Annotated in this window: 17 protein-coding genes; 8 read left to right on the top strand and 9 right to left on the bottom strand. The window is 36.6% G+C overall.

The genetic code is table 11. From position 1 onward, the window contains the following. Nucleotides 1–128 precede the first annotated feature (128 nt). Entirely contained in the window at nt 129–1244 is a 1116-nt protein-coding gene (locus WAX78_RS09395) for an aminopeptidase (protein ID WP_098305477.1), read from the bottom strand. 185 nt (nt 1245–1429) lie between these two features. Between WAX78_RS09395 and WAX78_RS09390 the strand changes: the two genes are divergently transcribed. The 7 genes from WAX78_RS09390 (at nt 1430) to WAX78_RS09360 (ending at nt 6655) form a co-directional block, all read left to right on the top strand. Then, on the top strand, nt 1430–1933 hold the full coding sequence (locus tag WAX78_RS09390; RefSeq protein WP_336481996.1) for a DUF948 domain-containing protein: 504 nt from the start codon (nt 1430–1432) through the stop codon (nt 1931–1933). A 1-nt stretch (nt 1934) separates the two neighbouring features. Next, a complete protein-coding gene (gene ytxJ / locus WAX78_RS09385) occupies nt 1935–2261 on the top strand; it encodes a bacillithiol system redox-active protein YtxJ (protein WP_336481995.1) in 327 nt (108 codons plus the stop codon). Between the two features lie 225 nt (nt 2262–2486). Beyond that, nucleotides 2487–3557, top strand: a complete 1071-nt coding sequence (locus WAX78_RS09380; RefSeq protein WP_336481994.1) for a bifunctional 3-deoxy-7-phosphoheptulonate synthase/chorismate mutase — start codon at nt 2487–2489, stop codon at nt 3555–3557. A 397-nt stretch (nt 3558–3954) separates the two neighbouring features. Continuing rightward, a complete protein-coding gene (gene ccpA / locus WAX78_RS09375; RefSeq protein ID WP_336481993.1) occupies nt 3955–4953 on the top strand; it encodes a catabolite control protein A in 999 nt (332 codons plus the stop codon). Nucleotides 4954–5145: 192 nt separating this feature from the next. Next, nucleotides 5146–5418: a DUF3917 domain-containing protein gene (locus tag WAX78_RS09370; RefSeq protein ID WP_336481992.1), complete on the top strand. Its 273-nt coding sequence runs from the start codon at nt 5146–5148 to the stop codon at nt 5416–5418. Between the two features lie 522 nt (nt 5419–5940). After that, nucleotides 5941–6426, top strand: a complete 486-nt coding sequence (locus tag WAX78_RS09365; protein WP_336481991.1) for a DUF2975 domain-containing protein — start codon at nt 5941–5943, stop codon at nt 6424–6426. Nucleotides 6427–6436: 10 nt separating this feature from the next. Next, nucleotides 6437–6655, top strand: a complete 219-nt coding sequence (locus WAX78_RS09360; RefSeq protein WP_091175162.1) for a helix-turn-helix domain-containing protein — start codon at nt 6437–6439, stop codon at nt 6653–6655. Nucleotides 6656–6858: 203 nt separating this feature from the next. On the opposite strand, the gene mscL is transcribed toward WAX78_RS09360, so the two are convergent. After that, entirely contained in the window at nt 6859–7257 is a 399-nt protein-coding gene (gene mscL, locus WAX78_RS09355) for a large conductance mechanosensitive channel protein MscL (protein ID WP_336481990.1), read from the bottom strand. A gap of 852 nt (nt 7258–8109) precedes the next feature. Next, entirely contained in the window at nt 8110–8856 is a 747-nt protein-coding gene (locus WAX78_RS09350) for a C39 family peptidase (protein ID WP_336481989.1), read from the bottom strand. Nucleotides 8857–9085: 229 nt separating this feature from the next. On the opposite strand from WAX78_RS09350, the gene WAX78_RS09345 reads away from it, so the two are divergent. Then, nucleotides 9086–9874 carry an alpha/beta hydrolase gene (locus WAX78_RS09345; protein ID WP_336481988.1) on the top strand — a complete coding sequence of 263 codons (789 nt, stop codon included), beginning with the start codon at nt 9086–9088 and terminating at the stop codon, nt 9872–9874. A gap of 88 nt (nt 9875–9962) precedes the next feature. On the opposite strand, the gene WAX78_RS09340 is transcribed toward WAX78_RS09345, so the two are convergent. The 6 genes from WAX78_RS09340 to WAX78_RS09315 all read right to left on the bottom strand — a co-directional run bounded on the left by WAX78_RS09340 (nt 9963) and on the right by WAX78_RS09315 (nt 15879). Further along, nucleotides 9963–11378, bottom strand: coding sequence for an FMN-binding glutamate synthase family protein (locus WAX78_RS09340; RefSeq protein ID WP_336481987.1), 1416 nt, complete (start codon nt 11376–11378; stop codon nt 9963–9965). A 203-nt stretch (nt 11379–11581) separates the two neighbouring features. After that, nucleotides 11582–12460, bottom strand: a complete 879-nt coding sequence (locus WAX78_RS09335) for an alpha/beta fold hydrolase (RefSeq protein ID WP_336481986.1) — start codon at nt 12458–12460, stop codon at nt 11582–11584. Between the two features lie 62 nt (nt 12461–12522). Continuing rightward, nucleotides 12523–13317: an alpha/beta fold hydrolase gene (locus tag WAX78_RS09330; RefSeq protein WP_336482024.1), complete on the bottom strand. Its 795-nt coding sequence runs from the start codon at nt 13315–13317 to the stop codon at nt 12523–12525. Between the two features lie 105 nt (nt 13318–13422). Beyond that, the gene (locus tag WAX78_RS09325; protein ID WP_336481985.1) at nt 13423–14589 is read right to left on the bottom strand and encodes an acetoin utilization protein AcuC; all 1167 of its coding nucleotides are present in this window, start codon (nt 14587–14589) and stop codon (nt 13423–13425) included. Beyond that, nucleotides 14586–15230 carry an acetoin utilization AcuB family protein gene (locus tag WAX78_RS09320; protein ID WP_336481984.1) on the bottom strand — a complete coding sequence of 215 codons (645 nt, stop codon included), beginning with the start codon at nt 15228–15230 and terminating at the stop codon, nt 14586–14588. The genes WAX78_RS09325 and WAX78_RS09320 overlap by 4 nt, the downstream gene beginning before the upstream one ends. Before the next feature lie 16 nt (nt 15231–15246). Next, nucleotides 15247–15879 (bottom strand): GNAT family N-acetyltransferase, encoded by a 633-nt coding sequence (locus WAX78_RS09315; protein WP_336481983.1) that lies wholly within the window; start codon nt 15877–15879, stop codon nt 15247–15249. Nucleotides 15880–15893: the final 14 nt, after the last annotated feature.

Here is a 15893-nt window from a genome sequence, read left to right as displayed (position 1 = left end):
AAACGGGATAGAGGGGTTAGGCGTGAAACAGCTCGCTAGTGTGTTAACTCCACTGACGTTAATCGTCCGTTAGGTCGAAACGTTAGAAACCCCCACTTCAAGCTTTGCTAAGTGGGGGAGTATTCATCTTATTTTAAGTTCTCTGGATTTAACGCTTCTAGTTCAGGTACAACGAAGCGGCCGTCTTTACGGATTAATACATCATCGAAATAAATTTCTCCGCCGCCGTATTCAGGGCGTTGGATGCATACTAAATCCCAGTGGATGTTAGAGTTGTTGCCATTCCATGCATCTTCGTATGCTTGTCCTGGTGTGAAGTGGAAGCTGCCATCGATTTTCTCATCGAATAGAATATCGCCCATTGGATGTAAAATGTATGGGTTTACGCCAATTGCGAATTCACCAACGTAGCGTGCGCCTTCATCTGTATCGAAAATTTTGTTAATGCGTTCTGTATCGTTTGCAGTTGCTTCAACGATTTGACCGTCTTTAAATGTAAGTTTTACATTTTCGAACATGTAACCGTTGTACGGAGATGGTGTGTTGTAAGAAACTGTACCGTTAACAGAATCGCGAACAGGCGCAGAGTATACTTCGCCGTCTGGAATATTTAAGTGACCAGCACATTTAATTGCTGGAATGTCTTTAATTGAGAATGTTAAGTCAGTTCCAGGTCCAACAAGACGTACTTTGTCTGTTTTGTTCATTAATTCAACAAGATTGTCCATCGCTTTATCCATTTTAGCGTAGTCTAAGTTACATACGTCAAAGTAGAAGTCTTCAAAGCCTTCTGTGCTCATTTTTGCAAGCTGTGCCATAGAAGCGTTTGGATAACGAAGTACAACCCATCTTGTTTTTGGAACACGAATGTCTCTATGTACTTTTTTACCTACTGTGTTTCCATAAATTTTCATACGCTCACTTGGAACGTCAGCTTGTTCATTTACGTTATCACCAGAGCGAAGGCCGATATAAGCATCCATATCTTTCATTACGCTTGCTTCATACGCAGCGATTTGCTCAAAGTGTTCTTCAGTTGCGCCCATCATTAAAGAGCGGTCTACTTGATGATCTTTTAATAGTACGAATGGATAACCACCAGCTTCATATGCAGCTTTTACAAGTGCTGTTACAAGCTCTTTTTGTAAGCCGAAGTTTTCGATTAATACTTTCTCGCCTTTTTGTAAACGAATAGAGTAATTAATTAAATTTTTTGCTAATGTTTCAATACGTGGGTCTTTCATATGTAAAGCCTCCCTTATATATGTATCCTTCCTTATTGTAACCTACTTATCCGAATTTGTTTAATAATTTATGTTGTATTTGCCAAACAAATATGAAAATTAACACGAAATATGGAACAATTAGAATGAAACGGAAAATGATTGTATAATAGGAGTAAGCATAAAAAGATAAAGGAGTGATTCGTATGCAAATTCTTTTATACGTCAGTGTAGCCATTATCGCAATTGCGTTTGCCGTATTAGTTGTGTATGTATGTAGAACATTAGTATCTGTACAAAAAACGTTAGAAAATGTAGCAAGTACGATGGAAGGTCTTGAAAAACAAATGCAGGGGATTACAGTGGAGACAGAGCAGCTTCTTCATAAAACAAATGCATTAGCAGAAGATATTCAAAAGAAATCACAGTCGTTAAATACAGTTGTAGAAGGTGTAGAGGGAATTGGTACAACGATTCATTCTTTAAACACAAGATTACGCGGCGTTTCTGATTCTGTTGCACATCAAGTAGAAAATAATGCAGATAAAGTAGCACAAGTGGTGCAATGGAGTAATGCAGTTATTGATGTGTACAATCGCTTTCGTGCCAAAAAGAAAGAGGATGCAGTAGAGCAGCTTGAAAAGCCAGAGCAAAAAACGAAGAAGGAAAAGAAATTACCGCGACTTCCGGTTCGAATGAGAGGCGAATGAAATGAGCATGACGAAGATTGAAACAATGGAGCAATTTGAAGAATTAACAGCAAGTAAAGAGCCATATATCTTGTTTAAACATAGTACAACATGTCCAATTAGCCACGGTGCTTTCACGGCATTTCAAGAATACCGCAGTAAGGAACAAGCTGTACCGGCATATTATTTATATGTGCAAGAGGCACGTCCTGTTTCCAATAAGATTGCTGAGCATTTTGAAATTAGACATGAATCACCGCAAGTATTATACATAAAATATGGTAAAGTGCTATGGCATGCATCACATTGGAACATTACAGAGCAGGCTTTACAAGAGAATATTAAATAAGGAAAAGCAAGCGAATATGCTTGCTTTTTTAATTTTTTGAAAATTTTATTGACGCGCTGTGCGTTTTACGATTAAATTAAGAAAAAATAACGATTCCATACGCAGTCTAATGCAAAGTGTATGAAGTGACATCTGCATATGTATCATATATAATAAATTATCTTATTAACAATAATTATACTTTTGATTAGTATACATATAAATTTTGAAAGAGGTGGCGTGACTATGGCATCACAGGAGTTAGATCGTTTACGTTCTCAAATTGATGAAAAGAACTTACAAATTTTAAAATTGTTAAATGAGCGCGGTCGTCTTGTACAAGAAGTTGGCAAATTAAAAGAAGTACAAGGTGTGAAACGTTTTGATCCAGTACGGGAGCGCAAAATGCTTGATTTAATTTCAGAAAACAATGATGGGCCATTTGAAACATCAACGCTTCAACATTTGTTTAAACAAATTTTTAAAACAGGTTTAGAACTGCAAGAAGATGATCATCGTAAAGCGCTTCTCGTATCACGTAAGAAAAAGTCGGATGATACAATTGTCGATATTAAGGGTGAAAAAATCGGTGATGGCAATGCTCATTTTATTATGGGACCATGTGCAGTTGAGAGCTATGAGCAAGTTCGTCAAGTAGCGGAAGCCATGAAAGAACAAGGATTAAAACTAATGCGCGGCGGAGCGTTTAAACCGCGTACATCACCATATGATTTCCAAGGTCTTGGTGTTGAAGGGCTGAAAATCTTACGCCAAGTAGCAGATGAGTATGATTTAGCTGTAATTAGTGAAATTTTAAATCCAAATGATATTGAAATGGCGCTTGATTACGTAGATGTAATTCAAATTGGCGCGCGCAATATGCAAAACTTTGAGCTGTTAAAAGCAGCTGGCTCTGTCAACAAGCCGGTATTATTAAAACGGGGATTATCCGCAACGATTGAAGAGTTTATGTATGCGGCAGAATATATTATTGCACAAGGGAACGGCGATATTATTTTATGTGAGCGAGGCATTCGTACGTACGAGAAAGCAACGCGCAATACATTAGATATTTCTGCTGTACCAATTTTAAAGAAAGAAACGCACTTGCCGGTTGTTGTTGATGTAACACATTCAACAGGACGCCGCGATTTATTATTGCCAACTGCAAAAGCAGCGATGGCAATTGGCGCAGATGCGATTATGGCAGAAGTGCATCCGGACCCAGCTGTAGCACTTTCAGATTCAGCACAACAAATGGATATTCCAGAATTTAATGCATTTATGAACGAATTGAAAGCATTTCGTATGAGATAAAGTGAAACTTCCTTTTGGAGTGCTCTTCTCCAAAAGGTTAGTTGAACCAATCGGGCTTTTATGGGCAGTTATCCTCCACCTATCTTTTTCGCTTTTGGGGGTCTTACTGCCCGTTAATGCGGGATAAGAATGGCTTCAAAATCTATGCAGCTGAATGCTGCATAGATTTTTTTCTGGAAAATAAGTATTTTTCTATCTAAAATATGAAAATATAAGAAAAGGAATGATTTTTTTCGAAACTTTTTCGGGAAAATATTGTCTCAATCCTTATTTGTATCGTATCATTAGTAAAAGGGCTCGGGAGTGACATCTTCAAGTAGAGTTGATGTCTTTTTTTTCATTCAAGTTAACTTGTACATATTATATAGATGAATTTTATAAAGGAGTGTGTGAAAAGATGAACGTAACAATATATGATGTAGCACGCGAAGCAAATGTCTCGATGGCAACAGTATCACGTGTTGTGAACGGCAATCCAAATGTAAAACCGACAACAAGAAAGAAAGTACTAGAAGCAATTGAGCGTCTTGGCTACCGTCCAAATGCAGTAGCACGCGGATTAGCAAGTAAGAAAACAACAACAGTAGGGGTTATTATTCCAGATATCTCTAACACGTTTTATGCAGAACTTGCACGCGGTATTGAAGATATCGCAACAATGTACAAATATAATATTATTTTAAGTAACTCTGACCAAAACAAAGAGAAAGAGTTCCATTTATTGAATACAATGCTTGGGAAGCAAGTAGACGGCATCGTATTTATGGGAGAAGATATTACAGACACTCATGTAGAAGAATTTAAAAAATCTCCTGTTCCAATCGTACTTGCAGCATCGTTTGATGAGCAAAATATAACACCATCTGTAAATATTGATTACACACAAGCAGCGTATGATGCAATGAAGCATTTCTTAGGGCAAGGTCATACACGCATTGGTTTTGTATCTGGTCCTTATGTTGATAAAGCAGGCAGTGCAAAAAAATTACAAGGATATAAACAAGCATTAGAAGAAGCAGGTATTGCTTACGACGAAGAGCTTGTTGTAGACGGCGATTACACATACGATTCAGGTATGGAAGCATTAGATAAGCTATGGGAACTTGCTGAAAAGCCAACAGCAGTATTCGTATCCTCTGATGAAATGGCATTAGGCGTAATTCATGCAGCTCAAGATAAAGGTCTAAATGTACCAAATGATTTAGAAGTACTTGGTTTTGACAATACACGTCTTGCACTTATGGTACGTCCGCAGCTTTCAACAGTTGTACAGCCGATGTATGACATTGGAGCAGTTGCAATGCGTTTATTAACAAAATATATGAACAAAGAAACAGTGGAAGATCATACTGTAATCTTACCGCACCGTATTCAGTTTAGAGACTCAACAAAGTAATAAGAAGAAAACTCGTGGAAGTATAACCACGAGTTTTTTATTTTGGAAAGAGTACAATAGTCATTGTAACATTTGTTTTTAGAGGGAAATTTCGCTTTACCACTATTTCTAATGTATAATGAGTATAAAGTAAAACTTCCATCAGTGGGAGACCATGCTGTTCGTTAATAAACTATGTGAGGGGGAGATGAAATGATAGTTCTTTGGGGGATTACGCTTTGTATGACGGCTATATTCGCTTATATGACGTTAAAGCAGAGTGGTATGAGACGCTTTATTCCCGGTAGTGTTTTGGCAGGGATAGCCCTAATCACATACGTTACTTCGATTTTTTTAGAAAGCGCTGGACAACAAATACATGAGAGCTTTGTGTTTTTTTCCATTACATTATTTGTAGGTGCTATTATTATTTTACTTGTCGCAGTTATTATTTTGTTTATTCATACAAATTCAGAAACTCTATAAAAAAGAGAGCAGGTATTATGCTAACGGGTTCTCTTTTGGGGTGCAAAAATCAATTTCAAAATACATTTTTAACGTGAATTCACACATGAATTCACGTTTTTTAGTTCCTTGATATTACTACACTCCTTGATGTTTTTATTAAAATTCAAGCAGGATTTGGCATTCCAATTCTCGAATATGGAAATAATTATTGTACAGTGTGAATTTAACTGTGAATTATCATGTGATTTTTACTGCGAATTATGAAAGAGGAACAGATATGGAGTTTTTTAAACCCAAGAAAACCTAAAGTAGTGGAAATCCGCAGAAGGAATTATTTGGAAATTTTGTAGAACAAGTTGTAAATTTAACATTTTAAAGTAAGAGCATTTCTTTGTAATGAGAAATGCTTTTTATTTTTGTCAAAATTAAAAAGATATTTCAATAACAATAATAATATAATAAAAAACAATACAAATTTATTGTGAAACGATAAATAATATACTAAAATTATGTTGTCATTAAATAAGTGAGGTGTTTTAAATGAATGTTAAACGAGGTTCAACCACTTTCTTAAAGGTAATTATTTTTCTGGCTGGAATTGCAGTGCTTGCTTTATGTATATTTTTAGTGCCCCATATGGCGAATTTCGCAGCAAAATTGTATCCAAATATTGCCCCAATGAAATATCTCGTTTTCATCGTGATGTATGGAGCAGCTGTGTCTTTTTACTTTGCTCTCTATCAGGCTTTCAAGCTTTTACGGTACATTGACGAGAACACAGCGTTCTCGGAATTATCTGTAAAGGCGTTAAAGAACATAAAGTGCTGTGCGATTATAATCAGTGGTTTGTATGTATTAGGTTTGCCACTCTTTCATTTTATAGCGAGGAAAGTTGACCCTCCTATTGGATTAATGGGACTCATCATCATTTTTGCTTCGTTGGTTATAGCCGTTTTTGCCGCTATCCTCCAACGGCTTCTACAAGAAGCGATTAACATAAAATCAGAAAATGATTTGACGGTCTGAGGTGGAGGATATGACAATTATTATTAATATTGATGTGATGTTAGCAAAACGAAAAATGAGCGTAACGGAGCTTTCGGAGAGGGTTGGAATTACTATGGCGAATCTTTCTATTCTGAAAAATGGGAAAGCAAAAGCGGTTCGTTTTTCAACATTAGAAGCGATATGTAAGACTTTGGATTGTCAGCCAGGTGATATTTTGGAGTACAAAAGCGACGAAGACACTCAATAAAAACAGACAACAAATTTATTTAACGGGAGTCGATAGAGAATTTAAGGGATAGCCATTAAGCTATCCCTTCTTTGCGTTTATTGATGTTATTTACTCAGAGAATTCATTGATATTAGTGACAAAAAATATGATGTGATTTGCAATGTTTACACCTCAAAAGGGAACCCGTTAGTATTATGTCCGCTCTCTTTTTGTCTATTTTATTATGCATTGTCTCTTGATGCGTTTTGCTGTTTCAATAAATCACGAATTTCTGTAAGAAGCACTTCTTCTTTTGTTGGTGCTGGTACTTCCTCTTTCTTCTCTTCTTCTTTTTTGAATGATAGTTTATTGAATAATTTAATGAATAAGAAGATAGAGAATGAAACGATTAAGAAGTCAAAGACTGTTTGGATGAATTTTCCGTACTCTAAAGAAGCCTTACCAACTTTAAGGCTTAGTCCTGTAAAGTCAACGCCTCCAATTAGTATTCCAAGTAAAGGTGTCATGATGTTCTTTACTAAAGAATCAACGATTTTTCCAAACGCAGCACCGATAATTACACCGACAGCTAAATCAATTACATTCCCTTTTAAAGCAAACTTTTTAAATTCGTTTAACATGTAATTAGTTCATTCCTTTCTATGATTATATATAAAATTATGAGTTCTATCCCATACATTGTATATAGATTTAAGGTAGAAATAAAGAGTAAAAGGGAATGAAAGTAAATTCAGGAAACTGAATGCGTTTTCCTTTTTTGTGAGCTTCTGGAAAGATAACAAATACAAAAAAGAATGTGTTTTTAAAGATAAGTGGTTCCGATAACGTGGAGAAAAAGACAAATAACAGGGTAAATGGCGTATGTTTTAGCGACATAATTAACAGGTTAAACAACAATATAATTAGCAAAGTCAAAACCACTTGGAATAATCCAAGTGGTTTTGACTTTGATGTGTAAACTTGTTTAACTAAAGCCCCGTTAAACAAGGATTATTTCTTTTTAGAACCAAAAATAATAAGAATAATAGCAATAAATACTGCGAACCATATATACCAATCCATATGATATCCTCCTTAACTGACGAAACATCAAAATGATAATTCGTTAAATAGCAGCAAGGTTGCGGAACACAGCCATATACTAAGAGTTATGCTCTTTACACCAGAATATTCCTTATTCTTTTAGTTTACATAAAATTGCAATTTTCATTATGTTTTTTAAAATGAAACTTAGAAATAACATAGCAATTAACAATAGAATTAACACCATATTTCACAGAATGACAATAGTTATTGTCACATTGTTAATTCCTATGCTTATTTACACATACTTTTACTAAAAGTGTTGTTATATCAACGAAAGAGCAAACCAATTGTTATGTTAATTGGTTTGCTAATTTGTATGCTATTTATAATGTTTCTCCATGAAAATGGAACTACTTATTTTAAAGAGCACATCCTTTTTGTATTTGTTAACGATACGACAAAGCCTGCTTCTCTAATGCATCCCAAGATTGAATAAACGTTTCTTTGTTTACCTTCAGTGCTTTTTTCTCAGTTAAAGGATCATTAATATAAACGTATCCATTTTCAAAACCTACGAGTACAACAGCGTGTAGATCTAGAGGAGCTGTAATGTTTTCGTTTCCATGTTTCCAAGACGCCCATTTGTCAGGTAGTTTGTAATCCCCTGTTGTCCAAACTACGACAGGTTTACCCGTGCTGACTTGAGTTAGCACATCATCAAAAGATTTTCCTGTTAAATTTACTGTGCGATTTGGAAGGTAATGTTCCATTAATTGTTGCAATGGTTCAACGTAAACAGCATATCCAATAGTTTTCCCTGTTATATCTCCAACGAATCCTTCTTTAGGGTCTCCCCATTGAAGAATGTCCCCATCTTTGCTGATAGACAACGAATCATTGTCTTTTTTAATATTGTTTGCTAATTGCATTTTATCGACTTTTACGCCAGCGTGTTGCAGTACCATCGCTAAGCTCGTCACTTCACAGCCGAATTTTAGCTCGGGTTTTTGAGGTATGAGCGGTACATCTAAAATAACCTTTTCTTGTTTTGGAGGCGGTGAATATTTCACATTTTTCGTTAATTCAGCTTCTTCATGTTTGGAATGAGATGCATGCTTTTCGGTGGAAGTTTGTTTAGTAGAATAGCCTGTTATAAATGAAAATAGGGCATACAAAATTAGAAATCTTTTCATAGCGTTCACCTTCTTTATGTAGTGCCATACATGGTGTAATGATAGCGTTTTTATTAAGTTCTTTCATTTCTCATGAAAATATTCAAAAGATAAAGGATTCGGTTGAAGGATACAAAAAGAGACTTTTTCATCAGTGGAAGGGTGAAGAATCTTTCCAATGATAGAAATGAATGAAAATGATGATAAATTGTATGTAAGAAAATAAATAAAGTGAAAGGAAGGGATCATTGTGCTAGAAATATTTCCTGTATATATAAACTCATTTAAACAAGAAAGACTCATTAGAGTATACTTACCGAAAAATTATAATGAGGGAGACAGAGGTTATCCCGTATTATATATGCACGATGGACAAAATGTCTTTCGAGATGCAGATGCCATTGGTGGTATATCTTTAGGACTTGAAGACTTCTTGGATGAAAATAAATTAGAAGTTATTGTTGTCGGAATCGACCAAAATAGTGAAGAGCGAATAAATGAATATTGTCCTTGGATAAACGGAGAATACAGCAAGAAAATATTAGGTCAGGCGAGTTCATCTGGTGGAAAAGGGAAACAGTATGTAGACTTCATTGTAAATGAATTGAAACCGTACATAGACAATACATACCGCACACTAAAAGATTGTACAGCTATGGTGGGGATTTCATTAGGAGGACTCATTTCCACTTACGCTGCTTGCTGTTATCCACAAGTTTTCCGAAACGTGGCCATTTTATCTTCTGCTTTTTACCGGAACCAGGAAGAAATAGAAAAATTATTACAAGATTCCGATTTGTCATTGATTGAAAGCTTTTACTTAGACTGCGGAAATAAGGAAGCTGGAGATGAAGATATAATAAGTAAGGAATTTTTAGCCTCAAATAAAGCACTTTATGAAATCTTAAGGAAGAAAGTACCCAATACAAAATTTGAAGTTATTAACGATGCGGAACATCACTATATGTTTTTTAGAAAAAGAGTTCCTGATATATTTTCTTTTTTCTTATCAGTAAGCATTGAATCGGATGTGTGCTAATTAACATAAGAAAAAGAGGTGCTACATGCACCTCTTTTTCCCTCTCATTTGGGGTGTTCTGGGTGTGTTTTATAATTGATTATCGTACTTAGTTTTGCATTTGCTTGTCTTCCAAAGGTTCAAATGAAAACGGAATTCCAACCATTTTCGCAGTCAACTCATCGTATGATACTAAATCTTTTTTTGACAATTCTTTTAATGAGCGTTTTCCCATAGCTCTTAATGCCATTTTCATTTCTTCTACACTTGCAGTTAAGAACTTTTCAGCAGATTTTACTCCATCTTCGACATTAAATTGATCCTTAAATTTCCCGTTATACCAAATAGCTTGTGTCGGCGGCTCGAAAGGAAGTGCATTAAAGGATTGAGTATGTGAGAGAGAAAATAACATTGCCGAGCCAAGATACACGGCATCAGCGCCGAGTGCGAGCACCTTTAAAAAGTGTCCAGGGACTAAAAGTCCTCCGGAGACAATTAAACTTATTTCCCCTTTTTTATTTCTTTTTTCTAAATGATTCACAGCACGAACGACCGCATGTAATGTTGGAATACCAAAATCATCACATAAAATAGGCGGAGCCTCTTTCATCGCTGCTTGTCCTCCGTCAATTGTGATAAAATCAACACCTTGGTCAATTAAATAATCAATATCTTCTTCAATTTTTCCACCCGCACCGATTTTCGCGCCAATGGGGACACCACCAGATAAACTTCTTAGTTCCTCAACTAGTTCTTTTATGTCCTTTAATGTTTGATTTTCAAAAAAATGTTCAAAAATTACGGCATCCTCATTTTCCTTAAGTCCCATCACCTCGCGAGCACGACCTGTTAAATCTTTAGGCTCAATTTTCTTGCCCATCCCGGCTAGTGCCCCTTGACCAAGTTTAATTTCGATCATGTCGGCACGCTTAATCACTTCTTTTTCCTTTGCCCATGCTGTTTTCGAAAACTGTAAAATATACTTTCCAGCTGTGTTTAGCTCTTCAGGTAAGATTCCGCCTTCACCAGAATTAATCGCTGTTCCTGCATTTTTAGCTGCTTCCGCTAATGAAAGCCTTGCTTGTTCACTAAGACCTATTCCATAGCCCATACCACTGATCATTAGGGGGATTTGAATTTCTAGTGGTTTTTTTGCTTTTGGTCCAATCGTTATTTTTACATCGACTTCTTCTTCACCATCAACTGGAAATGGTGTCGTTTGTGCAGGAATAAAAGTTATCGGATCCAAATGCGGCCACTTTTTTGAAGAACCAGCAAGTGGTCGCTGAAGGACGCTGCCTGTTTCTGCACGTAAGCTATTTTCTATCATATTTTGGATGCCCATATGCCTTAGACCTGGCATCAATTCTATAATATTTTCTTGATAACTATCGGTTAAAATGATTTTTCCGTACTTTTTCACCATTCGTTTTATGATCCAACGCCAACCAATAAGTAGGAATAATGATAGAACAAATATAATGGATAGCATTGCAAACGCTGCATAAATAAAAATGTTTGGCATATTCACTTCTCCGCTATAAATAAAATAGTTGTTATTACTATTATTCCTCAAAGAGAGATAATTATCATTTGAGATGAAATCACTCTTAGCTACATCAGAGAAAGGGGTATCTGGTAAGAAGAGAAATGGCAGGGATTTTCATAAAGTGAAAATTCCATCAGTGAGGGGCTTCATCTCCTACTGATGGTTAGTGCGGGATACATCTATAGAAGAAACTCTTTAATGGTCATCGCATAAATTTCTCTTTCTTCAATATCTGGAAAATGAGCGCTATGTTCAAAGAGTGCAAGGGCAGCATTTGGCATATTACCAGCAAGCTCTTTCGTCATTTCCATTCCTGTATTACGATCGTGTTTTCCAACGAGGAAGAGGGATGGAGCGGCGATTTGAGACGTACGCTCTTTCAATGGAATTGAAGGAGAAGACTGAAATAAAGCTTTCGCCATCAATCCTGTGTTGGTTAATCCACTTTCTTCCCAAAGTGAACGATTGTGTTTTGCGTATTTCTCATCATGAAAAAGTAAACGATCTACTGTTTCTACATCAACAATCTGCCATACCATATCGTACTTTTCTTTTAAGGATATCGGAAGCTGCTGAACGTGCTGAATCTGTTGTTTTATTTCTTTAGGAGCAACTTTTTCAAATCCAGCAAGTTGAATATGATACGTGTGTTCATAGTCACCGGAAGAAGGAGCTTGCAGAAGTAAAGTGTCTACTCGGTTTGGATAAGCTAACGTATATTCCAAACTAAGTTGTCCGCCAAAGGAATAGCCAAGTAGATGGAATTTCGGAATCTGCAGAGCTTCCCTTAGTTTTTCAAGATCATCGACTAGAATAGCGATAGAGTAATCTTCTTCATTTTTGGGAGCATCAGAACGCCCGCACCCGCGTTGTTCATAATAAATAATAGTTGCAAATGCTTCTAGTTTTGGTCCAATTGTTCGCTCAAATACGTAATGATTTCCTCCTGGTCCACCATGAACAACAACAATTGGTGTTGTCCTATGTTCTGCACCAGCAACTTGGCACCAATGGCGAACGTTGTTAATTGTTATATAAGTAATTCCATTTTGAAGCATTATAGATGTTCACTGCCTTCCTCCAAAGAATGATAGAACGCTGTAATAACAGATGAAAATTTCTATTTCTCTTCTAAAAAGGGATAATGATTGCTGTGTTCAAAAGGAATAAAAGAAGAGTTTCGACTACCTTGATGTATTTGTAGGGACGATGCAATAGGACATTGAACATCGTGTTTTCCACAAATGATTAACGTTTTTGTTGTTACGCTAGCAAGTTGTTTTCTTAAATCAAAGCTACGAAATTCTTTTGAAAAATAGTTCATACGGCTTGCGGCCATCGTCTTATGAATCGGTTTTGAAAAGTATGTTTCATATTGTTCTGGATGGTATAAAGATAATTTCGTACGTTTGATTGATAAAGTACGTCTTTCTTTTTTCGTAAGATGCGGCAGTTTTAAATCTTCAATGAGTTGCTGCATATATGCAAACTGAGGATGATGTGGATGGTAAATGCAATCTTTCGTTTTTGTGTAATCACTAGCAGCAGCGCCAACTACTACTAAAGATTGTAATGATTGCGGATAGTTTATAGCGTACATTAGCCCAAGCATGCCGCCGGTAGAGTGCCCTGCAAAATGCCATGATGAAATGTTCAGTGCTTCTCGAATTGCTTCTAGGTCTTCAGCTGTTTCTTCCATGCTTAATTCTTCTTCTTTACAAGCAGTTACTGAATTGCCTGCTTCTTTTAAGTTAATTAATATAACTTTATGTAAGGATGTGAAGCTATCAGCAAAATAATCACCTGTTTCATTAAACTGTGAGTAAAGGTGTGTCACGCAAAGAGGCTCTCCGTGTCCTTTCGTAAATAGTTCAAATGTTCCCCGCTCTGTATATATAAGTTGTTGCTTCCACATGAAAGCATCTTCTTTGTCTGCTAATTGAATCGTTACTTCCATGATCTACACTCCTTGAGATTGTTACTAAATTTAGAATGGGAAGAATTCCTCCCATTCTAAAATTTAATACAATACCTTTTTCATATTATTCCGAATTATTTCTAGACATTTTGCTACAGTTAATTCGTTTTTTTCTTCAATCTCTTGTTTGCGTGGAATTGGTTTATACATGTTGTCTGGGTCTTCCCAGGTGAGCGGGAGAGTTGTTTGAGCTTGTCCTTTCCAAGCTTCAATCCATTCTGGAGGGAGATAACCTGAGATGTTTTGGATGTTATTCATTTCGAGCCAAATGAGTGCCCAAGCTCTTGGAACGACACGCCACATATCATAGCCGCCGCCACCGACTGCAATCCAGCGACCGTTGCAATATTCATGAGCAATTTCATGAGCAAGTCTTGGGATTTCGCGGTAAATTTGTATCGTTGAACAAAGATGTGTTAGAGGGTCATAATAATGAGCATCAGCTCCGTTTTGCGTTAAGATAATATCTGGTTTGAAATAATCAGCGACTTCACGAATAACAGTGCGATATGCATGTATAAATGATTCATCTTCTGTAAAAGCATCAAGGGGAACGTTAAAAGAATAGCTGTATCCATTCCCTTGACCACGTTCGTTTACAGCACCTGTTCCTGGAAATAAGTAACGCCCTGTTTCATGCAAGGAAATTGTGCATACGTTAGGATCATCATAAAAGGACCACTGCACACCATCACCATGATGAGCGTCTGTATCAATGTATAAAACACGAAGACCGTATTTTTGCTGCATATATTTAATGGCAATTGAGCTGTCATTATAAATACAAAAGCCAGATGCTTTGCCGCGAAAGCCGTGATGTAAGCCGCCTCCTAAATTTAGAGCATGTTCTGCTTTTCCTTCAAGGATTGCATCGACCGCAGTTAATGTCCCTCCAACAAGAAGGGCGCTTGCTTCATGCATATTTGCAAACATTGGCGTATCTTCTGTTCCAAGGCCGTAGGACATTGCGATTGATTTTTCCAGCGTTCCTTCTCCAGCACGTTTTACCGCATTTATGTACTCCTCTGTATGAATTAAAGCAATTTCTTCATCTGTTGCGATTCGAGGTGGAATGACTTGTGAAGGCTGTATGAATCCTCCTTTTTGGAGCAAATCATACGTCAGCTTTACGCGAAGCTGATTAAAAGGGTGATCAGGACTAAAGGAATAGCCCTGATAATCTTCGGAGTAAATGAATACATTTTTCATGTTCCCATCCCCGCGATATTCGGCCATAACACATGGTAGCCTTTTTGTTCTAGCTCTTCAATTGCTTTAAGAGGATTCATTGTTTGAATGCGGAAAACAAGAACTTTGTCGCTCTCTTCTTTTGCTGGATAGACGAGAACGCTCACAATGTTAATCTTCAGTTCACTAAAAACAGCAACAACTTTTCCAAGAATACCAGGTTCATTTTTTATTTGAATTTCAACTTGTGAACTTGGTTGATGAGCACCTGTTAATTTAACAAGCGTATGCAGTACGGTCGATTCTGAAATAATACCGACAAGCTTACCGCTTTTTGTAACAGGAAGGCAGCCAATTTTATTTTCAAAAAATAAAGTGGCAATTTCTTCAACGAAGTCAAGAGGGTGACATGTCATAACGGGATGCTTCATAATACGTTCAATCGGCTCTTTAAGAGCATCCTTTGAAACGTGTTCATCAAGAATAGATGGACTTGCATCTCGAACGTCACGGTCAGAAATAATCCCAACGACTTCATATTTTTCATTTACAACTGGAATGTGACGGATACTTTTTGCTGCCAATGTTCTTAGAGCTGTTTCAATCGTGTCAGTTGGGCGCAGCGCTGTTACATTTTGATTCATAATTTCTTCAACAATCATGATGTAATCCTCCCTTTTAGTACATGAAACGATTCTGGAAGCGTAAGCGATCAAACTTTTGAATGGATTGTGGATCAATGCGTTTTCCGATGCGAACCATTAAGCAGTTTGCCGGATGCGAACAAATTTCAGGATCATCTGTTGCCATCCATTCAAGCCCGCCAGCATTCATCATTTTTTCCATTACTTTTCGATATTCCCAAACATTTAAGCCGGTTTGTTTTAAATCCCAGTGCCAATAATACTCAGTTGTTAAAATAATATAATCTTCCATATGATCATCCATCATAGAAACTTCTAATAAGTTCTTTCCAACAGCACATCCGCGAAAATCTGATGCGACTTCAATGGCACCAAGTTCGATTAAATCGTCCATTTTCCCTTCAGACCATCTCTCAAGCGGATCAGGATATAAATAGGTTACATAGCCAATAATTATTTGTTCATGACGAGCGATAATGATGCGAGCTTCAGGTAACTTGGAAATTTCGACAATTGCTTTATATTGCTGATCGGCAGGTCGAAAGGCAACTAAATCAGGATGAAACTCATACATTTCTAAATTATGCGTTTTGACAGGACCTTCAATAATTAAAGTTCCTTTCGGCGTTTTCAAGTTTCTTACGTTGTATACTTTACTATGAATCAATTTTAGGCTCACCA

It is taken from the genome of Bacillus yunxiaonensis (assembly GCF_037104695.1).
Taxonomy (GTDB): Bacteria; Bacillota; Bacilli; order Bacillales; family Bacillaceae_G; genus Bacillus_A; species Bacillus_A yunxiaonensis.
Note: the sequence above shows the minus strand (reverse complement) of the source record. Positions and strands in the feature narration are given on the sequence as shown.